We start from the raw sequence: 25,097 nt of genomic DNA on the forward strand, positions 1-25,097 counted from the left end.
GCGGGCGTCATTTGCGCTTTAAGAGGCCGAGCAATCCGCCCTTCCGTGCCTTTTTGATAGCGATCCGCCCGGTTACGATGTGCGATATCTGCGAGAACGTCTCGGCCGTCGGCGACTTCGCATCCATTTCAGAGATCATTCGACCGCTGTTGGCCGCGTTGCCGAAGAGGTTGGCGTCGAAGGGGATGATCGCGATCGGGTCGGTTTCCAGCGGCTCGCAGAAGTCGGATGGGTTGATCTCCGGTCGTTTCGGCATACCGACCTGGTTGAGGATCAGATGCGGCATCTTGTCGTTGGGCCGCATCTTGCGCAGCGCATCCACCATGTTCTTGGCGTTGCGCAGGTTGGCGAGATCGGGGGACGCGCAGATGACGACCTCGTCTACGCTGGCCAGCAGGGAACGCGTCCATTCCGACCAGGCATGCGGCACGTCGAGGACGGTGATGGGGGCGTTGCGCTGCAAAACTTCGAGAACAGGCTGGAACGCCTGTCCTTCGAAATCATAAGCGCGGTCGAGAAGCGAGGGTGCCGCAAGCAGTGACAGATGCTCGGAGCACTTCGTCAGCAGGCGGTCGAGAAACACTTCATCCAGGCGGTCCGGCGCGTAGACGGCCTCGGCGATGCCCTGGGTCGGGTCCTGGTCGAAGTCGATATTGGCCGTGCCATAGGGCAGATCGAGATCGGCCAGGATCGTTTCGGTCGAAAAAAGATTGGAGATGCCAAAAGCGCAGTTGTGGGCGATCGTCGAGGAGCCGACGCCGCCCTTGGCACCGATGAAGGCGATGCTGCGGCCAAGCGGCTCCGCATCCGGGTCAACGAAGATCGTGGCCATTGCCATCATGATGTCCGACATGGCAACGGGCTGGACCATATACTCGGAAATCCCATTGCGTACGAGTTCGCGGTAAAGCGCGATGTCGTTGTAGTAACCGACGACAATGACCTTGGTGGAAGGGTCGCAAACGGCGGCAAGCGGCGCCAGCTCGTTCAGCAGATTGGCGGCTCCCGCCTTGGTTTCGAGAATGATCAAGTTCGGTGTCGGCGCAGTCGCGAACATGTTCGCAGCTGCCGCGGTGCCGCCGCTGGTGATGCGCAGGCCGACCTTCGACATGCGACGGTCATGGCTGCAACGCTCCATGACCCGCTGCAATTCTTCGCTCTCGCAGAAGGCGTGCACCGATATGCGAGGAAGTGGGCGCATGTTCTCGAGTTCGGCCATGCGAATGGCATCCTCGGTGTTGCGCAGCTCCGTCGTATTTTTGATCTCGTATTCGACTGTACTCATCGTTCGGTCCTAAACTGATCAGAAGGTGCTGGAGCCAATTTCTTCGATCGTGCTTGTTCTTTCGCGATACTCCTTGATCGCGGCGTTGCGACGCGTCGCATCGATCGGAGTCATGCCACGAGGCGCGATCAGGTCTTCCGGGTTCGCCACCTGTGCGGCCAGGTTGTTCTGCGTTGCGCAGCCGAAATTGTAGTAATTCTGGTTGCTGAAATCGTTGATCATGTCCCTCGGCCATTGACCGCACTGTGACGTCATTGCCGTCGTGCCGACAAAAGTCAGGCGAATGGGTGCTGCGTCGCCCGCACCGGCGGCTGCGTAAGAGCTGTTGACGATCTTGGAGCTCGCGATGCCGCGGGCGGAAAGTTCGGCGCGAACCTGGCCGCGCAACTGACGCGCGGCTGTCGCATTCGGCGATCCCTCGGGCGTCAGCAGGTAGACCGGTCCGGTCGCCCGCGACGTGTAGTTCTGCGCGAAGCCGCGGATCATGTCGCGCTGGGCGATGTTGAGACGGCGGTCCGTCGAAGCGACCGGGATATCAACCGATTGCTCGGCTTCGGCAACCACGATCGGGTGGCGCTGGCGATAGTCGTCAGGGATGCCGCCGGTCGTCAGTTCGTCGTGGGAGGCGCAGCCGGAAAGCAGGGCGGCCGCCACCGCGACCAGGGTCAGCAGCGATTTCGAAAGGCGGGATTGATGCGCGGTGTTCTGCTTGTGGGCCATCGGCTGATCTCTGTGTTGTGCCATTGCTGATCCTGGCGCGCTCATTTGTAGATGAACCCGATGGAGCCATGGAATTGAGCGTCGGCGACGGGTGTTTCGCGGCCGCCGTAAACCTTGTTGACGCGATTGAGGAGGAAAGCCGCAGCGTCATTTTCCGGGCTGAAGTTGTCGTCCGGACGGTTGAGCTGATTGCGGGCAACCGGGCGAACGAGATAGGGCGTTGCGATGATGACAAGTTCGGTCTCGTCACGCTCGACCGTACGCTGCCGGAACAAAGTGCCAAGCAGTGGGATCTTGTTGACGCCGGGCGTACCGTTTGAGGTTTGGGAAACGTTGTCGCGGATCAGGCCGGCAAGCGCGATGGAACCGCCGGAGGGGAGCTCGACGGAGGTCTCGGCAGCACGGCGTTGATAGGTTGGCGTCGAACCGGAAACCGAAGGTGCAGGCTCCGATACGTTGGTCTTGATCTCCAGGCTGATGCGACCGGAGGAAAGCACCACCGGCTTGAAGGCGAGATTGATGCCGTAATTGTACGGAACGATCGTGACGTTGCCGTCATTGTCCGTCGTGGAATAGAGCACCTGACCGCCCGAATTGAAGGTCGCTGCCTGGCCGGAAATCGCCGTGAGCGTCGGCTCGGCCAGCGTCTTGACGACCTTCGCCTGCTCAAGCGCGCTCAAATAGGTCGAAATATCGTATTTTCCGATCGAGCTCTTGAAGAGGGCGGCTAGACCGCCGCCCACGACCGCGGTCGCGCTATCTACGTTAGGGGAGCCCAGCTGGGCGACAGAAAGACCCTTGGAATTGGAGACCAGATTGTCGAAGCCGAGCTGCTTCAACACCTCTCTTCGGACTTCTGCGATGGTGACCTTCAGCGTGACCTGATCTTCGCCCTGGATCTGCAGGAGATTGACGACCTGCGAGACTTGGCGACCTTCAGCGAACAGTGCCACCGAGCCTTCTCCGCCCGAACCACTGGCAGTTTCCGTGCGCGTCGTCGCTTCGCCACCTTTCAGGAAAACCTGTGCCAGGTCCGCGGCCTGGGCAGCGTCCTGTGGCGTGCGTACGGTGCCGGTCAGCACGATGTTGTCTGACACGATCTCGACTTTGATGCAGGAGTCCGGGATGAAGCGCCGGAGATTGGTTTCGAGGCCGGCGACGTCGCGCTCTATCGCGATATCGAGGCTGACGATCTGCTGGCCATCGGCGCCGAAAATGAAAATGTTCGTCTGGCCGACTGTCTTGCCGAACAGGTAGATACGGCGCGAGCTGCGGGTGACTGCGTCGGCCATGGAAGGGTCCGAGACGAGGATATCGTGGGCATCGACCGGCAGATCGACGACGATCGCCTTCTTCAGACCGAGTTTCAGGCTGCGATGAGCACCGGGACCCGACTGGGTTATCGTGACCATGCCGTCGGAATTCGCCCATGCGGCGCTGGTACCGAGGACAGGAGCAAGAAAAGCCGGCGCTACGCCGGAGAACCCAATCGCAAAAGACAAGCACCCTGCCATCAAGGGCTTCATGTGGCGCTTCAAACTGCCCATTCCCATTTCCTTTACTCGGCCTTCGGCGCGCTGATGCTGTCTGTAACGATTGAGCCTGATTTGATGACCTGAACGATGGCGCTGCCGTTGTCACCGCTGAGGAGGTAGTCGGCAGCACTGGTATCCTGCTCCTGGGCATCGGCCACGGAGCGCAATGCCAGCGACAGCCGGTCGGCGATTTGCTGTGCGACGGCCAGAACCTTGGTCTGGTCGGGGGTCAGCTCCAGTGTAGCGGTGGTGCCGACCACGGCTTTGGAGCCGTCTTCCTTTTCCTGGATCTGCTGGTCGATCGCGAGCACGCGCACATTGTTGAGCACCGTCTCGGTCAGATACTTATCGGCTTCCTTGGATTTGCGAACCATGATCACGTCGACACGGTCGTTCGGCAGGATAAAGCCGCCGGCACCTGTGGAGACCGAGATTTCCGTTGCGACCGCGCGTTTGCCGGAAGGCAGGAGCGAGGACATGATCCGGCTGCTCGAATCCGCGACCTTTTCGGCGCGGATCGGCTCGCCTTCGAAGATCGGCAGGCGAACAACGGCACCCTGCATGTTCTTCAGTGCATCGGGCTTGTCAGCCTCGGTGATGAAGCCCTGGACGACTGCGCTCTGCGGCCAGGCCATCCAGTGCACGGCCTTGTCGTCCAGTCGTGCGCCGACCGGCAGATTGGCGCTGGAGACAAGCACGTTGACGGTCGGCTCCTTCTCGACCACCGATTGAACCTGGGTGACGACGGAACCGCGTCCCGCGAGGCTCATCGCCAGCACACCGGCAAGGCCGGCTGCAACGACAGCCACTCCAAGTATCAAAAGGCGGGCGGGTCTCATCGAATGTTCCTCGGGGATTCGCGATATTCGCCCGAAGAATGGCCCGCAATTGGTGTAATTATAGTTAATGAAAGCCTTCGATTTTAAGTTAACGGAGACTTAATTTGCCGTTACTTCAGGCTTTCCAACGCCACAATGAAGAGCGGGGAGGAAGGGAAGGCAATAAAGCCGCCTGCGGCGATAGCAATGCCGTAGGGGATCTTCTTGGCAAGAAGGATGGAGTTGGGAATCGGTAGTCCTACGGCGAGGATGACATGGGCCTGTGTACGGATCAGAAGGATCACAAAACACGCGATGCCGCCAAATACGCCGACATAGACCAGAAGCTCGACAAGAGCAGGATCGAAACCAAACCAGAGAGATGTTGATGCTAGCAGCTTCGCATCGCCGCCGCCCATGATATTCAGGGCAAATAGGACAAAGCAGACAGCGAGAACCGAAAATGCAGCAGCGAGATGCGTTCCTATCACAAAGAGCGGCATTCCCGCCAGCGTCGCGACTCCCAGGAATGCGATAGAAAGAATGATCGATGCGCGGTTGGGGATCGTCATCGTAAACAGATCCGAGAACGCGGCGATGGCAAGGCAGAGCGGGAAAATCACAAAGACGGCGGCTGCGATCATTCCGTAAATCCCGGTGAATAAAAAAGGCTCACAGCGTTAGCCTGTGAGCCTGCTTTTGGCAAAACGCCCTCAAGTCTCGCCAATATCCCTGTCGATCAAGGAAGGGTAACGTTAGCCTTGCCAGCCGCCGAGTTCATCGTGACAGACAGGTTGTTGAACAGGATGTTCAGTTTGCTACCCAGTGCGGATGCACCGGTGATGAGCGCGACGGAGATCAGCGCTGCGATCAGGCCGTATTCAATTGCGGTCGCGCCGGATTCGTCCTTCAGAAAACGGCTAACAAGCTTGGTCATGGTAACTCCTAACTCCAGTTGAGGTTCAGCACGTCCGCCAACTGTTGCCGTTGATCGGATTGCCACAATTTAACCAGCGCCTGTTTCTATCAACTTAAAGAGTTGGGTTACCACTTCGTAAATACCGAGCGACACTTAAGAATGGTAAGTATTATCTTTCCTGAATATCTAGAAATCTAGGAAAGGCCCTGCGTACCTTGCAGTAATTTAAGTTTCCGTGGCTTGTCGGAGCTTCCGCCGATGTTCGGGGCGGCCAGCAAACGCATTGCATCACGAGAAAATTGTCTCTTTATGGGTGCGAGCCGCTGGAATCCTGCGCACGTCAGAAAAGAATTAAAGCTTCATTCACCAATTTTTCTCATGCTGTTCTCTAAAAATCGTCGCAACCTCTTCAGAAGAGAACCAAAATGCCCCTGAGTGGCAAGAGGATTTTCCTAGCCAGCTTTCTTGTCGTTCTCGGCCTTTGTACGTCTGCGCACGCGCAGCAGGATGTTCTGCGGGTCTATATGGACCAGGCGCGTGTATTGAAGCTGGATCGCCCGGTAAGTAAGGTCATCGTCGGCAACGCCAAGGTTGCCGACGCAACGGTCGCTGATTCTAAGACGATCGTGCTGACGGGACGTAGCTTCGGAACGACCAACCTCGTGTTGCTCGACGCTGACGGTAACGCGATTTTGGACGAGAGCATCCTGGTGTCGATCGACGAGGCAAACACCGTCCGCGTCTTTCGACAGACGGAGCGGTCGGTCCTTTCCTGTACCCCGAATTGCGAACAGCATAGCCAGCAAGGAGCGGAGGCTGCAGCGGCAGCTCAATAGTAGCCCCAAAATCGCGTTTGCAAACGTCCGTTAAACTTCTGATCCGGCTTGAAACGGAAAATCAACGATCACCCTTTAAAACGGTGTAGTCGAAGCTGTCCCCGGATGCATGCCATGAAGGAAACGGATCAAGCAGCGGACGCGGCCTCCCGCCCTCATCGGCGGAAGCGGCCGCGGTTAACCGCATTTGCGCGCTCTCGCGACGGGTCGGCCGCTATCGAATTTGCACTCCTCGCCATACCCTATTTTCTGGTGGTCTTTGCGATCATCGAGACATTCATTGCCTTTGCCGGCGAGGAGCTCTTGTCCAATGCCGTGGATACGATGAGCCGCAAGATGCGGACCGGCCAGATCACACCCGCGAATACGGATGTGACAGCGTTCAGGACGGCGTTCTGCGATGAGATTTCAATTCTGATAAAATGCTCTACAACGGAAGTGGCGACCCCGAGCAAGCTGTTCATCGACGTACAGAATTTTTCCACATTTGCTGCCATTCCGACGACGATACCGAGGACGTCCACCAGTGCCTACGCGGACATCAAGACCTCGGACTTCAAATATCTTCCCGGCGGTTCTGGCACGATCAACATGGTCCGGGCCTATTACCGCTGGCAAGTCATCACCGACCTGATAAGGCCTTACATTACGAACGTCCGCCCTACCGACGGCTCTTCCTCATATTTTCTAATGGTCGCCACGACGGCGTTCCAGAACGAGCAGTACCCCTGATGGCAGGTCGAGGCGTATTGATCAGGCTTCATCGGCTCGCAAGACGCTTCATCAGCGACCGGCAGGGCGTGGGCGCGATCGAGTTTGCCATCCTGTTCCCGATCCTGGTGATGCTTTACATCGGTGCATTCGAGATCACGATTGGTCTCAGCATCAGCAAGCGCGCGAGCCGGGCAGCTGGCATGATCACGGATGTTGTGACCCAACAGAAAAGCGTGACCAAAGCTTGGCTCGCCGATATGCCCTCGGTGGCCTCTGCGGTGTTCGTCCCCTACGGTTCGACCGGCCTTACGATCAAGATCACGGGCATCGCTCTCGATGGTACTGGAAACCCGACAGTGGCATGGTCGTGGGCGCAGGATGGCAGCCGTCCATACGTGGCCAATTCCGCCACCACGGTGCCGGCCGACATGAAGAGAGCCAATATCTTTTTGGTTCGTACCGAACTCAGCATTCCGTATAAGCTCTTCCTATTTGCACCAAACCTGGTGCCGAACGACAGCACGATCACCATCAGCCGCAGTTACTTCTATCTCCCCCGTGCGAGCGCTACTGTCACGTGCGGCGATTGCTGACTGAGCGGATGCAGGTTTGCCAAGCGCGCTCTGCCGTTATAAGGCTTGAGCAGTGGCCCACTGCGTGGACCGTGAATTCGCTGGGTGGAGCATGGCGCGAGCGTTTCTTTTCGTTCTGGATTCTTTTGGCGTCGGCGGCGCTCCGGATGCTGCGGCTTACGGCGATGAGGGCGCCAACACGCTGGGACACATCGCGGAATTCTGTGCGGCGGGTGTCGGCGATCGCGAAGGGTTGCGCTCTGGCCCGCTCCAGCTTCCGAACATGTCGGCTCTTGGTCTGGTGCATCTGGCAAAGGCCGCGTCGGGCCGTTTCCCGGCCGGGATGCCGGTTCCGGAAAAGGTCTACGCGATGTTCGGCTCCGCCACCGAAGTTTCGCATGGCAAAGACACCCCGTCCGGCCATTGGGAGATCGCCGGAACACCGGTAACATTCGACTGGGGTTACTTTCCGAGCGAGGGGGAAGCCTTTGCGCCGCAGCTGGTCGAGGCGCTCTGCAGGGGCGCGGACGTTCCGGGGATTCTAGGAAATTGTCATGCCTCCGGCACCGACATCATTGCCCGCCATGGCGAAGAGCATATCCGGACCGGAAAGCCGATCTGCTACACCTCGTCCGACTCGGTCTTCCAGGTTGCCGCGCACGAGACACATTTCGGCCTCGACAGGCTCATGACCTTCTGCACGATCGCGCGGGCGCTGCTGGACCAATACAATATCGGCCGCGTCATCGCGCGGCCATTTGTTGGGGAAACCGTCTCCAAGTTTCAGCGTACCGGAAACCGGCGCGACTTCTCTGTGCCGCCGCCGGAGCCGACGCTCCTCGACCGACTGGTCAAGGAAGGTCGCAAGGTCCATGCCATTGGCAAGATCGGCGACATCTTTGCGCATAAGGGGGTATCCCTGGTTGTCAAGGCGAATGGCAATGAGGCGTTGATGGATGCTAGCCTCGCAGCCATGGACACCGCCGAGGATGGCGAACTGGTTTTCACAAACTTTGTGGATTTCGACATGGTCTATGGCCATCGCAGGGATGTGGCAGGCTATGCCGCCGCGCTTGAAGCCTTTGATTCCAGGCTGCCCGAAGTGGGCGGCAAGCTGAAGCCCGGCGATCTCGTGATCCTGACTGCCGACCATGGCTGCGATCCGACGTGGCGCGGCACTGATCACACACGCGAGCGCGTGCCGATCATTGCCTACGGGCCGGGGTTGCGTTCTCGCGATATCGGCATCCGCGCGACCTATGCGGATATCGGCGAGACGATTGCCCGCCATCTGCGCATTCCGGCGGGCGCGCACGGGAGAAGTTTTCTATGACGTCGCATTTGAAGAAGGTCGAGCTGCACTGCCATCTGGAAGGTGCGGCGCCACCAACACTTACCTTGGCGCAGGCCCGCAAGTACAACATCGACATCAGCAGCTACCTGACCGATGGTGCCTATGTCTGGCACGATTTCGCAAGCTTTCTGCAATGCTACGACAAGGTCTCCGAGGTCTACAAGACCGAAGAAGACTATGCGCTGCTGACTGAAACCTATCTTGAGGAACTCGCCGCCATAGGCACGATCTACAGCGAGCTGATCGTGTCTCCCGATCATGGCAAGCGGATAGGGCTTGGCGCGGACGCTTACATCGAGGGCGTGTGCGAGGGAATTCATCGTGCGAAGGCGAGAAGCGGTATCGAGGCACGTCTGATCGTCACGGGGGAGCGTCATTTCGGCCCAGAAAGTGTCATTGGCGCCGCGGAATATGCTGCTAAGGCGAAAAATCCACTTATCACCGGATTCAATCTTGCCGGCGAGGAGCGAATGGGTCGGGTTGCCGACTACGCGCGTGCCTTTGACATCGCGCGCCATGCAGGGCTCGGCCTCACCATCCACGCGGGCGAGGTATGCGGCGCTTTCAGCGTTGCCGAGGCGCTCGACGTCGTCAGGCCCTCGCGGATCGGGCACGGCGTGCGCGCCATAGAAGACATGGATCTCGTCCGGCGGATCGCCGACCTCGGAACGGTGCTCGAAGTCTGTCCCGGCTCCAACATTGCGCTGAACGTCTTCCCGGATTTCGCCTCTCATCCGTTGCCACGGCTCAAGGAGGCCGGTGTACGCGTGACGATCAGTTCGGACGACCCGCCGTTCTTTCATACGTCGCTGAAGCGCGAGTACGAATTGGCCGCCGATGCCTTTGGCTTCAGCGATGCCGCAATTGATGAGATGACGCGAACTGGTATCGAGGCAGCCTTCGTCGACGAGCCGACGCGCCAGGCGATTTTTGCCCGGATGTGATCCTCTCGCCTTGGGGAGCAAAATTGCCTCCGCTCTTGCAGTGGAGGCAATTTCCATGGAAGAAACATCCGATAAGAACAACGATAGGAAGGGCTCGGCCATGGATGGCGTAACGGTCATTGATCACCCGCTTGTGCAGCACAAACTCACGATCATGCGGCGCAAGGAGACCTCTACCGGGAGTTTCCGTCGGCTCCTGCGCGAAATCTCCACGCTGCTCTGCTACGAAGTGACCCGCGATCTGGAGCTCACGATGGAGACCATCGAGACGCCCCTGCAGACGATGGAATCGCCGATCCTCGAAGGCAAGAAGCTCGTCTTCGCCTCGATCCTGCGTGCCGGCAACGGCCTTCTCGAAGGCATGCTCGATCTCGTGCCGTCGGCGCGCGTGTCGCATATCGGCGTCTACCGCGATCACGAGACGCTGCAGCCGGTCGAATATTACTTCAAGGCTCCGGAGGATATTTCAGAGCGCCTGATCATCGTCGTCGACCCGATGCTTGCCACCGGCAACTCGTCGATCGCCGCCATCGACAAGCTCAAGGAGCGCGGAGCTCACAACATTCGCTTCCTCTGCCTTCTGGCGGCACCCGAGGGCATCAGAAATTTCCGCGATGCACATCCTGATGTGCCCGTCTTCACCGCATCCATCGACAGCCATCTGAACGAGAAGGGCTACATCATGCCTGGTCTCGGCGACGCCGGCGACCGCATGTACGGCACGAAATAATTCACAATCCGTTTACCAAATCGAGGCAGTTGATGGCCCGGACAGGTTTGCCGGGCCATTTGCTTTTCGGCATTAGCAACTTGTCAGCAATTATGGCGTAGCAGCTATAAGCAGGGCCACGCATGACGCGGGGTTTATACAGGAAGGATTTCTGTCCCGATGCTCCTGCGCACCGTCATTTTTGCAAGCATCGCCGCGGTGCTTGCCACACAAATACCGTCCCTCTTGGGAAAACCAGGCAGCGAAGCAGTCGTTTCGGCCAACTTCGCAACCGGCAGCACCGAACAGGTGCCGGCCACGGCGGTTAATGGCGGCACGATGCGCCTGCAGGCCGATGCCCAGGGACACTACTCCGGAGACTTCAGGATCAACGGTCGACAGGTGCAGGGCCTAATCGACACAGGCGCGACCTACGTCGCACTGAACGAGAGCTTCGCCCGACGCCTTGGGTATACCGGCAACCAGCTTGATTTCCGCTACTCGGTGGACACGGCCAACGGGCAGACAAAGGCGGCGCACATCACATTGGATCGGGTAGAAATCGGAGGCATTCGTGTGCGGGACGTGGAAGCTTTCGTGCTGAAGGATGATGCCCTGTCTTCCATGCTCGTCGGCATGAGCTTCCTCAGGAAGCTTGCCTCCTATTCCGTTGCAGACGGATCCCTCAGTTTGAAGCAATAGACCGGGGTATCGAGGACTTTCCGGAGCGTACAGGTCATCAAGACCGCGCATCATCTCCTCGTCGGCGTTACGCCGTCGTCGAAATCTTGTCTGGGCAAATGCAAGCGCGGGTGAATGCAGCTTGGCATGACGTCAGGGCGTCGATGGCCGATCAATGTTTCTTGCCTCGTCGGCTGTCAGCGCGTTCTCGCTGGTGCCGGAGACAATGATCTCCAAGACCTCGTGCTCGTCCGTGTTCTTGACGTAGCGGTCGCCGACATACTCACCGCGCTTAAGGACCATGACGCGATCGCCGACGGCAAAAATATCAACAAGGCGGTGCGAGATGATGATTTGGGCGACGCCTTGCTTCTTCAGCTCCAGCATGGTTTCGAGCAGCCGTTCGGTCGCCATCACGGAAAGGTTGGCAGTCGGCTCGTCGAGGATCACGACGCGCGGCTCGAACGAGATCGCGCGGGCAATCGCCACGGACTGCTGGCGGCCGCCCGACAGGCTTTCAACCTTCTGGTAGACGGAATTCACGTCGACTTTAAGCCGTTTCAGCACGTTGTCGGCCTCCGCATACATTTTCCGTCGGTTGACGAAGAGGCCCTTGAGGGGCCAGCGGCCAAGGAAGATGTTCTGGCCGACATCCATGTTCCCGCAAAGCGCGAAGTCCTGATAGATCATCTCGATTCCGGCGTTGCGGCTCTCATGCGGGCCCTTGAAGTACACCGGTTGCCCGGCAACCAGGATTTCACCGGAATCGCGCTGATAGGCACCGGTCAGGATCTTCATCAGGGTCGACTTGCCGGCCGAATTGTCCCCGACTAGACCGAGAATCTCGCCGGGATAGAGCGTGAGATCGACTTTGCGGAGTGCCTGCACGGCTCCGAAGGCCTTTTCGATGCCCCGCATTTCCACAATCGGCTGTAAGGGCTGCGCGTCAGCCATGGATGCGTTCTCCCGTTGGCACAGCTTTCGTGAAAAGGCCCCGCAGGCGCGCGAAGACATTGGCCTGACGCACCCATATGTCGATCAGCACTGCCACAATGAGGATGACCCCAATGAAGACATTGATCCAGTGCTGCGGCATGCTGAAGCCCTGGACGTTGAGCTGCAGGAGTGCCCGGATGAGCGTGATCACCGCCGCACCGGCAAGCGAACCGATCATCGTGCCATAACCGCCGAAGATCGATCCGCCGCCGATGATAACGGAGGCGATGGCGTCAAGCTCGCGGAACTGGCCGGCAACCGGGTTGAAGCTGCGGAAGTAAGCGACGTTGATGATCCCGGCCACGGCTGCGCAAAGAGCGGCCAGCATGAGTGAAATGAAACGCACGCGGTTCGTGTTGATGCCGGCATAAGCGGCCGCGCGGACGTTGCCGCCCGCCGCGCAGACCTTTAGTCCGAATGGTGTGTAGGCAAGTACGATACCAGCGATGACGGCGACCAAAAACATAAAGATCGTCTGGATGCTGACGACCTCGGCCAGCGAGCGAATGATCCCCGGCGGCAGCGATAGGCCGAAATGCAGGAGAACGTCATTCACCTTGCGACCAAGCAGGTTGTAGCCTTCAGGCCAGCCCGTCAGTTGCTGGCCGGCGACGAACCAGGCGGCGAGACCGCGAGCAATGTAGAACATACCGAGCGTGGCGATGAAAGCGGGCAGCTTGAAGCCGACTGTGACGACGGCGTTGACGAGGCCGGCAGCGCTCCCCGCGAGCAGACCCATCGCCACGGCGGTGAACGGATCGGCGCCCAGTACCTTCAAGAAATAGGCCGCGGTGCTGCCTGCAAGCGCAAGCACCGCGCCAACGGAGAGATCGATATCGCCGGCTGCAATGACGTAGGTGAGTCCGACGGTAATGAGTGCCAGTTCTGTGTAGTTGAGCAGGATTGCGAAGGTGTTGGGCAGATTCCACCAGTAATCTGGCCTCAGCGCCAAGCCGGTCAGCCACAGCACCGCGGTCAGGATGATGGCCAGCGCGTCGCGACGCGCGAGGAACTTGCCGAGCCCGGTAGCCGAGAGTGCGATGTCGGTCGCCATCGCCCCTTTCGTCTGCACACCCTCCAGGGCCACGCCGCCGGTCTCGTAGGCCGGCGGCGGTGGTCGGCCGCGGATCCAGGCCCAGAACCGGGCCGCGATCTGGCGGCGAATGAGGAACGGCTCGATGAGCACGGCCGTGACGAGAAGGAGGCCCAGGAAAACCAACACGGCACCGGCGGGTAGGGTGAACCTGGCACCGACGGCAATGCTCTCCCCATCGATAACGACGGTACGGGTGATCGGCCAGCCCTCGCGCAATACCTTGTCGATCAACACGACGGCTGCGGCACCAAGGCAAGACCCGATTACGCGACCGCGCCCACCCAGGATCGATGCACCGCCTATGACGACCGACGCGATAACGGTGAGTTCCCAACTGACGCCGTAGAGAGGAGTGACACCCTTGTCCTGCGCAGCTGACAGGAGAGCAGAAAGGGTCGCGCAAAGCGATGAGAGCAGGTAGGCGCGAATACGCACCCAGCGCGTGCGGATGCCGGCATAGGCTGCAGCCTGCTCGTTTCCGCCCGTAGCAAAGGTCTCATAGCCCCAACGGGTCTTGGCAAGCACATAAGCGCCGATGACAGCGATGAGAAGGAAGATCGCGATCTGGTTGTTGAAGCCGAGAGCATTGATCTCGCCGAGATGGAAGAAGAGCGGATAGTCTTTCGCCTTGCCGGAGTAATAGATCGCCTGACCATGCGTAAGCGCAAGAACGAAGCCACGACCGATGAAAAGCATCGTCAGCGTAGCAATGAAGGCAGGCACTCTCAGGGTCGTCACAAGCACGCCGTTGACGAGGCCAATCACCGTGCCCAGCAGCACGCAGAAGATTGCGGACTCCATGACCCCGAAGTCGAGAACGTTCGACGCAAAAAGCCTGGCGAAAACCACGGCGATCAGTCCGTAGGTGGAGCCGACCGAAAGATCGAGATCCTTGTTGGCGATGACAAAGGTCATTCCGACCGCGATGATCCCGACACGGGAGGTATCGCGCAGCAGCGCGTGAAGGGCTTCCGGAGAGCCAAAAAAGGCCGGGTTGACGAAAGCGCCGCCGAGATAGAGCAATATGAGGAAGAGCAGCAGCCCAGCCTCCCAGCCGCCGACGAGCTGAGGCGGCGCGCGGCCTAACGATGTTGTCGTGGACGCCATGGTCTCTGCCGATCAACCTTGCCGTGACGATGCGGGAGGCTTGCGTCCTCCCGCATCGATTTCAGGCGGTTCAGGTGGTTAGTTCTCGAAGCGCTTGCCAACGTTTGCGACGGTCTCCTTCGTCACCAGTTGTGCACGCGTGTCGAGGTTGGCGGCAGCAATGCCGCGATCGATCTGCAGGTAAAGCTGCATGACAGGCCAGAAGCCCTGCAGGAAGGGTTGCTGTCCAAGCGAGCCGGTCAGGTTTCCAGCGGCAATGCCCTCTTGCTGTGCCGGGCCGAGATCGAAACCAAATGCGCAGAACTTGCCGGTCCGCCCCATCTGGGCGACCGCCTTGACGAGCGGTGGTGTGAAGACGTTGTTGGCTGTGAAGGCGCCGACCGCGTCGCCGCGGGACTCGAAGAGCGAAACGAGCGCATTGACCGGATCGTTCGGATTCGTATCGATGCCGACATTCTCCGGCCCGGCGTCGACCTTGAAAGCGTCAAGCTTGCCGGCATCCTTCAACGTCTTGACGATGGCGTTGAAAGCGGCAGTCACGCGGTTGTTCACCTCAACGTTGCCCATCGCGGTCGACGAAGGCAAGAGAATCGAGCCGCTGGTCGCGCCGCTCGCAAGCACGCAATTGGCGAGTGCCTCGCCGCCGATTGCTGCGGCCGATGCGTCCTGGCCGGTATGACTTATGTTGTTGCGATGCAGGATGGTCGCATCGAATGAGTTGGTCGTCGCGATCGGTATGCCTGCCGCCTCGGCTGCCTTGACGATGTCATTGTAGGCGCCAATCTGCGGCGTCGTCATGATAATACCGTCTATTGTCGGGTCCTGGGCAATCTGGTTCAGGATCTCGATCTCACGGGCTGGATCGTCTACCGGTGATTCCGAACCGAGCAGCAGGATCTTGGCGCCGATCATGTTGCCGGCGACGGTCGCGCCGACATAGACAGGATCAAAAAAGCCGTTGCCTGCCGTATGGGTCACGATCGCGAAGGTCAGATGACCGTCAGCCGAATGGAAATCTTTCGTGCCGGGCGCTTCCTTGGCAGCTTCGGCAAAATTGTAGCCGCCAACCGCTTTCTCAACGCTGCCCGACTGCGCAAATGCATGCGAGACGCCGAGCGATAGTACCGCAGCTGACGCCGCGTACAGCAAAGTCCGCCTCATGATTAATCCTCCCTTGAGCCAAGGGAGGAAAGCCGTTCGGGCGCAATTTATAGAGAGTGAGGGCCGAAGGCTTCCTCCCATGCGCTAATATTCTGCGCAATTTTGATGCAAGTAAACGATGAACTCATCGTAGGGGTGAATTTGTTTGCCTTGTACGCATCCTATACTTGCGTTGACTGGCAAATTGCCGTCGAAGTCGTGTTTGGATGCCTCCAGGCAGATCGGGCCGCGTTTCGCCGCGCTAGCGGGCGTCGGTATTCGAAATCCAGGACCGGGCATCACCGGCCGCTGCCGCTGTTAGCTGGCCGCGATGCGCTCGCACACCACGTCGGGAATAACAAGCTCGCGTTCATCGATCCGGTAGTTTGCGGTCAGGGCTGCCACCGCGGCATCTGCCGAAGCCGCGCTTGCGGCATGTACCAGCGCGATCGGGTCGCCTTTCTCTACACGCGTGCCAAGCGGCAGAATGTCGGATAGCCCAACGCGGTGGTCGATCCTGTCGTCGGGATGCCGTCGTCCGCCACCGAGGTCGACAACGGTCATGCCGATCTCGCGAACGTCGCAGCCGGAAAGCCAACCGGACCGAGGCGCGGGAACCGGCTTCGTGACCGGTGCCTTGACAAGATATTTGTCGGGTGCCTCCAAAAGATCCGACGGGCCGCCAAGAAGACGAACCATGCGGGCAAAGCTCTCTGCGGCTTTGCCTGAAGCAAGGGCGTCCGCGGCCCTCGTTTCACCGTCTCGCAGTGACGAGGCCAGGCCGGATTTCACCAGCATCTCGGCCGCAAAGGCCAGCACGGCCACCTCGAGGCGCGTGCTCTTCTTGCCGCCTGCCAGAAATTCCAGGCAATTGCGGATCTCGACAGCATTTCCTGCCGCATCCGCGAGCGGCTGGTTCATGTCGGTGATCAGCGCCGACGTCCTGACGCCTGCGCTATTGGCGACATCGACAAGCGCACGGGCCAGTGTCTCGGCGTCTTTCGGCTCGGCCATGAACGCGCCGCTACCGACCTTGACGTCGAGGACCAGTGTCTGCAGCCCGGCCGCAAGTTTCTTCGAGAGGATCGAGGCGGTGATGAGCGGGATCGAGTCGACGGTCGCCGTCACATCCCGCACGGCGTAGAGCTTGCCATCGGCAGGAGCAAGGGCTCCGGTCTGCCCGATGATGGCGCATCCGACATCCTTCACGACCCTGCGAAAGAGTGTTGCGTTGGGGGTGATGGTGTAGCCGGGAATGGCTTCGAGCTTGTCCAATGTTCCGCCGGTATGGCCGAGGCCACGACCGGAAATCATCGGAACCGCCAGGCCGCATGCTGCGGCGATCGGCGCGAGCATCAGGGAAACGTTGTCGCCGACGCCGCCTGTCGAATGCTTGTCGGCGATCGGACGGTCGATGTCGGTCCAGCTCAGCGTGTCGCCGGAGTGCGCCATTGCAAGCGTCAGGGCCACGACCTCTTCGCGCGACATGCCCTTGAACCAGACTGCCATGGCAAAGGCGCCGATCTGCCCTTCCGAGAGCTGGCCGGACGCAAGTGCGGAAATGAACGACTGAATGTCCCCTTCGGAAAGCGTCTCGCCGTTTCGTTTCTGGCGGATGATCTCCTGCGGGATCATTTCAATAGCTCGATGCAGCGGCGGGCGCGGACTGCGTGCCGCTAAGAACGGCAAGGATATCGTCGAGCAATCCGGACGCACCGAAGCGGAAGGTGGATGGCATGGGCCAATCCGGTGCCATGATCGTCTCCGCAAGGCTCAGATAGAGCGCAGCGTCTGCCACCGACCCGATACCACCTGCCGGCTTGAAGCCGACCTTACGGCCACTCTGGCGGATGACCCGCAACATGATGTCGGCAGCTTCCAACGTCGCATTGACGGATACCTTGCCGGTGGACGTCTTGATGAAATCAGCGCCGGCCTCGATGGCGAGTTCGGAGGCGCGACGGATCAGCGCCGCGTCCTTGATTTCGCCAGTCTCGAGAATGACCTTCAGTAGAACCGGATCCTTGCACTCGGCGCGGACGGCTGCAACCATGTCTGTGACGGCCTTGCCGCTACCCGTCATGAACTTGCGATAGGGGATGACAAGGTCGATTTCGTCGGCGCCATCGGCAATCGCCTCGCGAGTTTCGGCGGCGACGTCGGCAACTTCCATCTCGCCGGAGGGGAAGTTGACCACGGTCGCAATGCGCACCGGATGGCCTGTGCCGAGGACGGCGCGGGCGCGGGCAACGAAGCGCGGCCAGATGCAGATCGCTGCCGTGTTGCCAAAAGGGGTCTGAGCCCGGGCGCACAGCGCGTCGATCTGCGCCTCGGTGCAATCATCCTTGAGGTTGGTGAGATCGAGGAGGGAAAGGGCGACGGCGGCCGTCTCCTTGCTGGAATGACTGGTCATTGTTCGCGTTCTCCTGCAATCATTTCTTTCAGTATGGCAGCGAGACGAGCGCCGCCGATCGGAGCCATGTCCTTGGTCTCGTCATGGCTCAGTTCGCCGCCGGTCATGCCGGCTCCATAGTTGGTGATAACGGACGCTGCCGCAACCCTTAAGCCCAGCATTCGCGCGATAATGACCTCCGGCACAGTCGACATGCCAACGGCATCCGCGCCGAGAATGCGGGCCATCCGGATTTCAGCTGGCGTCTCGAAGCTCGGACCGGAAAACCACATATAGACGCCTTGCGACAAGGCGATGCCGATCTTCGCTGCAGCCTTGCGCATCTTGTCGGCGAGGCTTGCATCGTAAGCGCTTGTCATGCCCACGAAGCGTCGGTCGCTTTCCTCGCCGATCAGCGGATTCATGCCGGAATAGTTGATGTGATCGGTGATCTGCATCACCGAGCCGGGTGGTATGTCGTCTCGCAAGGAACCGGCGGAATTAGTCAGGATCAAGGTTTCAACGCCAAGACCCTTGAGTACCTCGATCGGCAGCCGCATCGCGCTCGCATCGCCTTTCTCGTAAAAATGGACGCGGCCAGATAGCATGACGACCGGGACACCACCAAGCGAGCCGGCAACCACCTCGCCGGCATGGCCCGAAACAGCGCTAACCGGAAAGCAGGGCAAATCATGGTACGGAATGCGATGCGCGTCTGTCAGTTGGCCGACCAGCGAACCGAGGCCGGAGCCAAGCACAATGCCGTAGCGCGGCGAAAGGCCGCCGAGCTTGCCGGCTAGCACGTCCAGCGCGGCACTCATCCGAGTTTGGTCTCGAAGCTGAAGGGCAGGAGCTCGTCCATGGTCATCGTCTTCTTCACGCCGGCTTCGTCGCAGAGATAGATCTTCGTATCCTTGGAAGCGAACTCCGAGATCTTCTGCCGGCAACCGCCACAGGGCGGGCAAAGGGGCAGCTTCTCGGCAATAACAGCCATTTCGACGATCTTCTTGGCACCGCCCATGATCATGGCGCTGATAGCGGTCGGCTCCGCGCACCAACCCTGCGGAAAAGACAGGTTCTCGATATTGGCGCCAGTATAGACCTTGCCATCCTCGGCGCGGATCGCTGCACCGACCGGGAACTTCGAATAGGGGGCATGAGCGAAAGCCATGGCTCCGCGAGCGGCCTCGAAAAGATCGTGGGACATGTTCTCAACGTTCCTTCGTATACGGGACACCCCCCGCCTTCGGCGGGATTGCCACGCCGATGAAACCGGCGAGCAGAATGCAGGTGAGGATATAGGGCAGCGCCTGGAAGATCTGCACCGGCACTTCGCCGATTAGAGGAACCTGCTTGCCCTGCATGAAGTTCGCCAGCGCATCGAGGAAGCCGAAGAGCAGGCAGGCGAACATGACGGGTACCGGCTTCCACTTCGCAAAGACCAGCGCCGCAAGCGCAATGTAGCCCTTACCTGCCGACATATCCTTGATGAAGGCTGCCGATTGCGCGATCGCCAAGTAGGTTCCGGAGAAACCGCAGAGGATGCCAGCGCACATGACCGCACGATAGCGCAGCCAGCTCACCGAAATGCCCGCCGTATCGACCGCGCCGGGATTCTCGCCGACCGCCCGCAGTCGCAAGCCGAAGCGAGTGCGATAGAGGATCCACCAGGAGAGGGGAACGGCAAGGAAGGCAAGGTAAGTCAGGATGTTGTTGCCCGAAATCACGTTGGCATAGAGCGGACCGATGACGGGAACGCCGCGGATTGCATCGGCACCGGGCAGCACGATCGGAGCAAAGCGGGCGTCCGGAAGCAGCTGCGGCGTGCGACCGCCCTGGCCGAACCAGGCGCCGCCAAGAACGATCGTGATACCGGCGATGAAGAAGTTGATCGCCACGCCCGAGATGATCTGGTTGCCGCGATTGGTGATGGAGGCGAAGCCATGCACGAGGCTGAGCGCCACTGAGCAAATGATACCGGCGCCAAGACCGAGCCAAGCTGAGCCGGTCAGGTAGGCGACGCACGCCGCCGCGAACGCTGAGCCAAGCATCTTGCCTTCGAGGCCAATGTCGAAGATACCGGCACGCTCGGAGAACAGACCTGCCAGCGCCGTGAAGATCAGCGGGATCGACAAGCGGATCGTGGAGCTCAGGACGCTGATGAAGATGTCATAATAATCCATCGTCCGTTCCCCTTACGCGGCCTTGAACTGTTGGTAGGCGCGAACCATCGCAGGTCTGAACATGTATTCCAGCGCGCCCGCGAAGAGGATGACGAGACCCTGGATAACCAGGATCATTTCGCGCGTGATGTTCGGCATCTCGAAGGAGACCCAGTCGCCACCCTGATAGAGGATGCCGAAGAGGATCGCCGAGAAGATGATCCCGACAGGATGATTTCTTCCCATCAGCGACACGGCGATGCCAACGAAGCCGGCTCCACCGACAAACTCCACCTGCAGACGGGCGGAGGATCCCATCACCGGATTAAGCGCCATCATGCCGGCCAGCGCGCCGGAGAGCAGCATCGCGATCATGACGGTACGGGCGTACGGGATGCCGGCATAGGCTGCCGCGCTTTGGCTGACACCAAGCGTTCGCATTTCGAAGCCGAGCTTGGTGCGCCAGATCAGCAGCCAGACGAAATAGGCGGCAATGAGCGCGATAAGGAAGGAGACGTTGAACGGTGCGGCGCCAAGCTTGGCGCCGAAAAGGCTCATAAGCCAGCCGAGTTTCGGCAATTGCCCGCCTTCAAGGAATGTCCGTGTTTCCGGAGCCATCTTGCCAGGCACGATAAGCACATGCACCAGCAGGTACACCATCAATGCCGCGCCGATATAGTTGAACATGATGGTGGTGATGACGATGTGGCTGCCGCGCTTCGCCTGCAGGAAAGCCGGGATGAAGGCCCAGGCGGCACCAAAGAGGCCCGCGCCCACCACCGCCACCGGCATGGTCACATACCATGGCACATAGTGGTCGAGTGCCAGCGCCACCAGCGCGCAGCCGAGGCCGCCGAGATAGGCCTGGCCCTCCGAACCGATGTTGAACAGGCCCGCGTGAATAGCCACCGCTACGGAAAGTCCGGTGAAGATGAAGCTCGTCGCATAGTAGAGCGTAAAGCCGATGCCTTCGCCGCTGCCGAGCGCGCCTTCGACCAGCAGCGACAGGGCCGCAAGCGGGCTCTCCCCGATCAGCCAGACGACGAAGCCGGAGATCAGGAAGGCGACGAACAGATTCAACAGCGGGATGAGGCCGTAGTTGATCCAATTTGGAAGTGGAACTGAAGCAGTGCTCATGAAGGCCTCACGCGGCAATGCCGGCCATCATCAGGCCGAGGGTCTGTTCACCGGCATCGGGCGTCTTCTCGCCGACGACATGGCCGGCAAACATGACAAGGATACGGTCTGAAAGGGCGCGGATTTCGTCAAGCTCGACGGACACGAGCAGGATCGCCTTGCCCGCGTCGCGCATCTCGATAATCCGGCGATGGATGAATTCGATGGCGCCGATATCGACGCCGCGCGTCGGCTGGCCAATGATCAGCGCCGTCGGATCGCGCTCGATCTCGCGCGCCACGACGATCTTCTGCTGGTTGCCGCCGGAGAAGTTCGCGGTCTTCAGCCGCGGGTTCGGAGGACGGATGTCGTATTTCTCGATCTTCTCCATGGCGTCCTTGCGGATCGCGTCGAGATCAAGCAGCGGACCTTTGCTGTAGCCGGGATTGCGGTGGTAGCCGAGAACGGAGTTCTCGTATTCCTCGAACTTCAGCACCAGCCCCATGTGGTGCCGGTCTTCCGGAATATGGGCAAGGCCAAGCTCGCGCAAGCGCGCCGGATCGGCCTTGTCGATCGTTTGCCCGTCGAGGAAAATCTCGCCGGAATGCGGCTTGCGGATGCCGGCAATCGCTTCCAGCAATTCGGACTGCCCGTTGCCGGCGACCCCAGCAATGCCGACAATCTCGCCGGCGCGGACATCGAAGGACACGTTGTCGACCATGACGACGCCGCGATTGTCCTTAACCGTGAGGTTGCGGACCGACAGGATCACCTTGCCCGGATTGGCCTCACCCTTCTGAACGCGCAGCAGGACGCGGCGGCCAACCATCAGCTCGGCCAGTTCCTCGACGGTTGTCTCGGATGTCTTGCGGGTCGCCACCATCTCGCCGCGGCGCATCACCGACACTGTGTCGGTGATCGCCATGATCTCGCGCAGCTTGTGGGTGATCAGAATGACGGTCTTGCCTTGGTCGCGCAGGACGCGAAGAATTTTGAACAGATGGTCGGCTTCGGCCGGAGTCAGCACGCCGGTCGGCTCGTCAAGAATAAGGATCTCGGCGCCGCGGTACATGGCCTTGAGGATTTCCACGCGCTGCTGCAACCCGACCGGAAGCTCTTCGATCAACGCATCGGGATTGACCTCGAGGCCGTAGTCCTTTTCCAGGCGCCGCAGCTCGGCGCGCGCGGAAGAGACTCCCCTGGCGAGCAGCGCACCGCCCTCGGCCCCAAGCATGATGTTTTCGAGCACCGTGAAATTGTCGACCAGCATGAAGTGCTGGTGCACCATACCGATCCCGGTGGCGATCGCGGCCTGGCTGTCCTTAATGGTCACGGGATTGCCGTTGACGCGAATCTCACCACTATCGGCATGGTAGAAGCCGTAGATGATCGACATCAAGGTCGATTTCCCGGCACCGTTTTCCCCGATGATGCCGTGGATCGTACCCTTGGCGACGGTAAGATTGATGTCTTTGTTGGCGTGAACGGCACCGAATTTCTTGTCGATGCCCACAAGTTCGATAGCGGGCGTGTCTGTCACAGCAGGCTCCAAATACGAAAAGGGCGTATGACGGAGTAACTCCGCCATACGCCCGTCTCAGTCACGGATCACTTCGGGCAAGCGTTGTCCGTCGTGTAGTCGTGAACCTTGATGGTTCCCGCGATGATGCCTTCCCTGGCCTTGTCGAGCGCAGCCTGCATTTCCGGCGTGATCAGGGCCTTGTTGTTGTCGTCGACGGCGGCGGCAACGCCGTCCTCCTTGACGCCGAGCGCCTGGACGCCGGCCGTGAACTTGTCACCCTTGACGTCACTGAAACCGTTGTAGACTGCGAGGTCGACACGCTTGACCATCGAGGTCAGGACGGAGCCCGGGTGAAGGTGGTTCTGGTTGCTATCGACGCCGATCGAGAGTTTCTTGTTGTCGGCAGCCGTCTGCAAGACGCCGAGGCCGGTTGCGCCGGCTGCCGCGTAGATGACATCCGCGCCCTGATCGATCTGGTTCTTGGTGAGTTCGCCACCACGTACCGGGTCATTCCAAGCAGCGCCCGTCGTGCCGGTCATGTTCTGGAACACTTCGACATCAGCCTTGACGGAGCGTGCGCCCTGCTCGTAGCCGCATTCGAACTTGCGGATCAGCGGAATGTCCATGCCGCCGACGAAGCCGACCTTGCCGGTCTTCGAAGCGAGGCCAGCAAGTGTGCCAACGAGGAAGGAACCTTCTTCTTCCTTGTAGACGACGGAACGGACGTTCGGTTTGTCGACGACGGCGTCAACGATGACGAACTTTGTGTCGGGAAATTCAGCTGCGACCTTCTCGATGGCCGAGGTCCAGGCGAAGGAGACGGCGATAACCGGGTTGAAGCCACGGCTTGCGAAGTTGCGGATTGCCTGTTCGCCCTGGGTGTCGCCGGTCGGCTCGAAGTCGCGATAAGCGATCCCCGTTTCCTTCTTGAACTTCTCGGCGCCATTGTAGGCTGCTTCGTTAAAGGACTTATCGAACTTCCCGCCGGTACCGTAGACGAGCGCCGGTTTGACGTCGGCGGCGAGCGCCGTCGTGGACATGGCAGCCACGGCCAGGAGAGTCAGAAGGGATTTTTTCATGAGTTGCAGCCCTATTGTTTCTAATTGTTTGGGTCCTCCCGCAAGCCTGATCCAGGCATGTCTGCGGAACCACCGACCTCCCCCCGGAGGCCTGGCTGGGCGCATCCTTGCATGGCTCAAAAAAAATTTCACGAGAAATTTTTCGGCTGGTAAAAATTTGCCGCAATTGCCAAAAATCAGCTCATACGGGCTGATTTTTGCGCAAAATCATCGTCGGGCTGCGATTTTTCTAGCCAAGCGGGAAGCTTGAGCCGGTTTCGCGCAGGACCCCATATCCGTTCGGATTTGAGGCCAACGAGATAGGTAGCGACTTGGATTATGCAGCAAAACGGCCCGCGATCGGCGGCTTTTTGTAGCCCGCCATCCACAACAGAAGCGACAGCACCAGAAATACCGCGAAGGCCGGCTGAAGCATGAGCCACTGGAAGGCAAGGGTGTAGAACCGCGGGTGGATATAGTAGGCAATGCTCGATTGCAGTGCTTCCAACGACGACGGATTCAAGTCCTGCCATGCGTCACCCATGGGCGTTATGACCACGGAAGAGGCGGCAACGGACTGAATAGAATCGATCGTTCCGGCAATCACGGCAACAGCCAGCGCAACAAGACTTGCCAAACGCAAAAGGAAACGCATCGATCTCTCCGGCCACTAATGCACCGGACTCTCAGCCGGCCAGCCGCGCCATTCGCCACCCAAATGAAAGATAGTTACGGGCGGGTGGAACTGCAATGGAGGCCTTGGCCGCACTTTTACCGGAAGAAGTCAAAAAACTGTTAGATTTGGGTTGATCGGCGAAAATTCATCGGTATATATCGCGGCCGTTCCGACGATTTGCATCTTAGCCGATGCAGACCGCCTAATGGACAGGTGGCCGAGTGGTTTAAGGCGCACGCCTGGAACGCGTGTGTACGTGAAAGCGTACCGTGGGTTCGAATCCCACCCTGTCCGCCATTTCAGTATAGAACTTTGCACGCCAGTTTCCGCCGATTTCCCGCCCCCGATGGCGACAAGCGGGCGTAAAAGCTCGTCTTTCGATCCCTTGATGAACACCTCGCGCTCTGCTCGGCCTGTCGCGCCGTCGAGACGCGCAGATAGAGGGCGGCGCGTAGCGGCACGGTCATAGGGCATGTCTCCTTGTCATGTCATGGGGTCGGCCCGAACAGTTCGCCAAAGAAATCACCGAACCACGTCTCGAACAGCTCGATCTCGGCTTGCGTGACCGGAAGCGGATCGGACCAGTCGTCGGTCACGGTCCATGTCTCGGGTTCAAGCTTGGGCGGACGCCCGATACGGGGCAAAGGCCGGACCTCGGCGTAGCTGTAGAGGTCGTTCGGCAACGCGCCGTTCGTAGCGCGCCCGCGGCGTTTGGGGCTTCTGTGGGCACACGTCTTGGACATCC

26 protein-coding genes and 1 tRNA gene are annotated in these 25,097 nt (G+C 59.8%); 8 read left to right on the forward strand and 19 right to left on the reverse strand.

The annotated features are described in order from the left end of the window. Positions 1 to 7 precede the first annotated feature (7 nt). The 6 genes from ACSQ9D_RS19835 to ACSQ9D_RS19860 form a co-directional block, all read right to left on the reverse strand. On the reverse strand, positions 8 to 1,285 hold the full coding sequence (locus ACSQ9D_RS19835; protein ID WP_436283577.1) for an AAA family ATPase: 1,278 nt from the start codon (positions 1,283 to 1,285) through the stop codon (positions 8 to 10). 18 nt (positions 1,286 to 1,303) lie between these two features. Continuing rightward, a complete protein-coding gene (locus ACSQ9D_RS19840) occupies positions 1,304 to 2,029 on the reverse strand; it encodes a CpaD family pilus assembly protein (RefSeq protein WP_436283578.1) in 726 nt (241 codons plus the stop codon). 17 nt (positions 2,030 to 2,046) lie between these two features. Beyond that, the gene (locus ACSQ9D_RS19845; RefSeq protein WP_436283579.1) at positions 2,047 to 3,552 is read right to left on the reverse strand and encodes a type II and III secretion system protein family protein; all 1,506 of its coding nucleotides are present in this window, start codon (positions 3,550 to 3,552) and stop codon (positions 2,047 to 2,049) included. A gap of 11 nt (positions 3,553 to 3,563) precedes the next feature. Further along, positions 3,564 to 4,379 (reverse strand): Flp pilus assembly protein CpaB, encoded by an 816-nt coding sequence (cpaB, locus tag ACSQ9D_RS19850; protein WP_436283580.1) that lies wholly within the window; start codon positions 4,377 to 4,379, stop codon positions 3,564 to 3,566. A 110-nt stretch (positions 4,380 to 4,489) separates the two neighbouring features. Then, complete coding sequence (locus ACSQ9D_RS19855; RefSeq protein WP_436283581.1) at positions 4,490 to 5,002, reverse strand: A24 family peptidase; 513 nt, start codon at positions 5,000 to 5,002, stop codon at positions 4,490 to 4,492. A 95-nt stretch (positions 5,003 to 5,097) separates the two neighbouring features. Further along, complete coding sequence (locus ACSQ9D_RS19860) at positions 5,098 to 5,295, reverse strand: Flp family type IVb pilin (RefSeq protein WP_024313413.1); 198 nt, start codon at positions 5,293 to 5,295, stop codon at positions 5,098 to 5,100. A gap of 407 nt (positions 5,296 to 5,702) precedes the next feature. Between ACSQ9D_RS19860 and ACSQ9D_RS19865 the strand changes: the two genes are divergently transcribed. From ACSQ9D_RS19865 to ACSQ9D_RS19895, 7 genes are all read left to right on the forward strand, one after another. Next, on the forward strand, positions 5,703 to 6,113 hold the full coding sequence (locus ACSQ9D_RS19865) for a pilus assembly protein N-terminal domain-containing protein (protein WP_436283582.1): 411 nt from the start codon (positions 5,703 to 5,705) through the stop codon (positions 6,111 to 6,113). Positions 6,114 to 6,227: 114 nt separating this feature from the next. Beyond that, on the forward strand, positions 6,228 to 6,845 hold the full coding sequence (locus ACSQ9D_RS19870; protein WP_436283583.1) for a TadE/TadG family type IV pilus assembly protein: 618 nt from the start codon (positions 6,228 to 6,230) through the stop codon (positions 6,843 to 6,845). Further along, positions 6,845 to 7,420, forward strand: a complete 576-nt coding sequence (locus ACSQ9D_RS19875; RefSeq protein WP_436283584.1) for a TadE/TadG family type IV pilus assembly protein — start codon at positions 6,845 to 6,847, stop codon at positions 7,418 to 7,420. Before ACSQ9D_RS19870 ends, ACSQ9D_RS19875 begins: the two co-directional genes overlap by 1 nt. Before the next feature lie 91 nt (positions 7,421 to 7,511). Beyond that, a complete protein-coding gene (locus ACSQ9D_RS19880) occupies positions 7,512 to 8,732 on the forward strand; it encodes a phosphopentomutase (protein WP_436283585.1) in 1,221 nt (406 codons plus the stop codon). Continuing rightward, the gene (locus ACSQ9D_RS19885) at positions 8,729 to 9,697 is read left to right on the forward strand and encodes an adenosine deaminase (protein WP_436283586.1); all 969 of its coding nucleotides are present in this window, start codon (positions 8,729 to 8,731) and stop codon (positions 9,695 to 9,697) included. Before ACSQ9D_RS19880 ends, ACSQ9D_RS19885 begins: the two co-directional genes overlap by 4 nt. 100 nt (positions 9,698 to 9,797) lie before the next feature. Further along, complete coding sequence (upp, locus tag ACSQ9D_RS19890) at positions 9,798 to 10,427, forward strand: uracil phosphoribosyltransferase (RefSeq protein WP_024313419.1); 630 nt, start codon at positions 9,798 to 9,800, stop codon at positions 10,425 to 10,427. A 159-nt stretch (positions 10,428 to 10,586) separates the two neighbouring features. Then, positions 10,587 to 11,108, forward strand: a complete 522-nt coding sequence (locus ACSQ9D_RS19895) for a TIGR02281 family clan AA aspartic protease (protein WP_436283587.1) — start codon at positions 10,587 to 10,589, stop codon at positions 11,106 to 11,108. Between the two features lie 132 nt (positions 11,109 to 11,240). On the opposite strand, the gene ACSQ9D_RS19900 is transcribed toward ACSQ9D_RS19895, so the two are convergent. The 12 genes from ACSQ9D_RS19900 to ACSQ9D_RS19955 all read right to left on the reverse strand — a co-directional run bounded on the left by ACSQ9D_RS19900 (position 11,241) and on the right by ACSQ9D_RS19955 (position 24,331). After that, complete coding sequence (locus ACSQ9D_RS19900) at positions 11,241 to 12,041, reverse strand: ATP-binding cassette domain-containing protein (RefSeq protein ID WP_436283588.1); 801 nt, start codon at positions 12,039 to 12,041, stop codon at positions 11,241 to 11,243. Continuing rightward, complete coding sequence (locus tag ACSQ9D_RS19905; protein ID WP_436283589.1) at positions 12,034 to 14,286, reverse strand: ABC transporter permease; 2,253 nt, start codon at positions 14,284 to 14,286, stop codon at positions 12,034 to 12,036. The genes ACSQ9D_RS19900 and ACSQ9D_RS19905 overlap by 8 nt, the downstream gene beginning before the upstream one ends. A 78-nt stretch (positions 14,287 to 14,364) precedes the next feature. Continuing rightward, positions 14,365 to 15,447 (reverse strand): substrate-binding domain-containing protein, encoded by a 1,083-nt coding sequence (locus ACSQ9D_RS19910; protein ID WP_436283590.1) that lies wholly within the window; start codon positions 15,445 to 15,447, stop codon positions 14,365 to 14,367. 297 nt (positions 15,448 to 15,744) lie between these two features. Beyond that, positions 15,745 to 17,061: a thymidine phosphorylase gene (gene deoA / locus ACSQ9D_RS19915; protein WP_436283591.1), complete on the reverse strand. Its 1,317-nt coding sequence runs from the start codon at positions 17,059 to 17,061 to the stop codon at positions 15,745 to 15,747. A gap of 1 nt (position 17,062) precedes the next feature. Then, positions 17,063 to 17,839, reverse strand: coding sequence for a deoxyribose-phosphate aldolase (gene deoC / locus ACSQ9D_RS19920; RefSeq protein WP_436283592.1), 777 nt, complete (start codon positions 17,837 to 17,839; stop codon positions 17,063 to 17,065). Next, the gene (locus ACSQ9D_RS19925; RefSeq protein WP_436283593.1) at positions 17,836 to 18,639 is read right to left on the reverse strand and encodes a purine-nucleoside phosphorylase; all 804 of its coding nucleotides are present in this window, start codon (positions 18,637 to 18,639) and stop codon (positions 17,836 to 17,838) included. Before ACSQ9D_RS19925 ends, deoC begins: the two co-directional genes overlap by 4 nt. Beyond that, complete coding sequence (locus tag ACSQ9D_RS19930) at positions 18,636 to 19,025, reverse strand: cytidine deaminase (protein WP_436283594.1); 390 nt, start codon at positions 19,023 to 19,025, stop codon at positions 18,636 to 18,638. Before ACSQ9D_RS19930 ends, ACSQ9D_RS19925 begins: the two co-directional genes overlap by 4 nt. Before the next feature lie 4 nt (positions 19,026 to 19,029). After that, positions 19,030 to 20,001: an ABC transporter permease gene (locus tag ACSQ9D_RS19935; protein WP_072375167.1), complete on the reverse strand. Its 972-nt coding sequence runs from the start codon at positions 19,999 to 20,001 to the stop codon at positions 19,030 to 19,032. A gap of 12 nt (positions 20,002 to 20,013) precedes the next feature. Continuing rightward, positions 20,014 to 21,117, reverse strand: coding sequence for an ABC transporter permease (locus tag ACSQ9D_RS19940; protein ID WP_436283595.1), 1,104 nt, complete (start codon positions 21,115 to 21,117; stop codon positions 20,014 to 20,016). Between the two features lie 7 nt (positions 21,118 to 21,124). Then, positions 21,125 to 22,636, reverse strand: coding sequence for an ABC transporter ATP-binding protein (locus tag ACSQ9D_RS19945; protein WP_436283596.1), 1,512 nt, complete (start codon positions 22,634 to 22,636; stop codon positions 21,125 to 21,127). 68 nt (positions 22,637 to 22,704) lie between these two features. Next, positions 22,705 to 23,697: a BMP family lipoprotein gene (locus ACSQ9D_RS19950; protein ID WP_024313430.1), complete on the reverse strand. Its 993-nt coding sequence runs from the start codon at positions 23,695 to 23,697 to the stop codon at positions 22,705 to 22,707. A 316-nt stretch (positions 23,698 to 24,013) separates the two neighbouring features. Next, on the reverse strand, positions 24,014 to 24,331 hold the full coding sequence (locus ACSQ9D_RS19955; RefSeq protein WP_436283597.1) for a hypothetical protein: 318 nt from the start codon (positions 24,329 to 24,331) through the stop codon (positions 24,014 to 24,016). A gap of 228 nt (positions 24,332 to 24,559) precedes the next feature. Here ACSQ9D_RS19955 and ACSQ9D_RS19960 point away from each other — a divergent pair. Next, positions 24,560 to 24,649 (forward strand) — tRNA-Ser (locus ACSQ9D_RS19960). A 191-nt stretch (positions 24,650 to 24,840) separates the two neighbouring features. On the opposite strand, the gene ACSQ9D_RS19965 is transcribed toward ACSQ9D_RS19960, so the two are convergent. Then, the gene (locus ACSQ9D_RS19965; protein WP_436283598.1) at positions 24,841 to 25,095 is read right to left on the reverse strand and encodes a hypothetical protein; all 255 of its coding nucleotides are present in this window, start codon (positions 25,093 to 25,095) and stop codon (positions 24,841 to 24,843) included. Between the last annotated feature and the right edge of the window lie 2 nt (positions 25,096 to 25,097).

The sequence above is a fragment of the Rhizobium sp. LjRoot258 genome (assembly GCF_964254185.1).
In the GTDB taxonomy this organism is placed as follows: domain Bacteria; phylum Pseudomonadota; class Alphaproteobacteria; order Rhizobiales; family Rhizobiaceae; genus Rhizobium.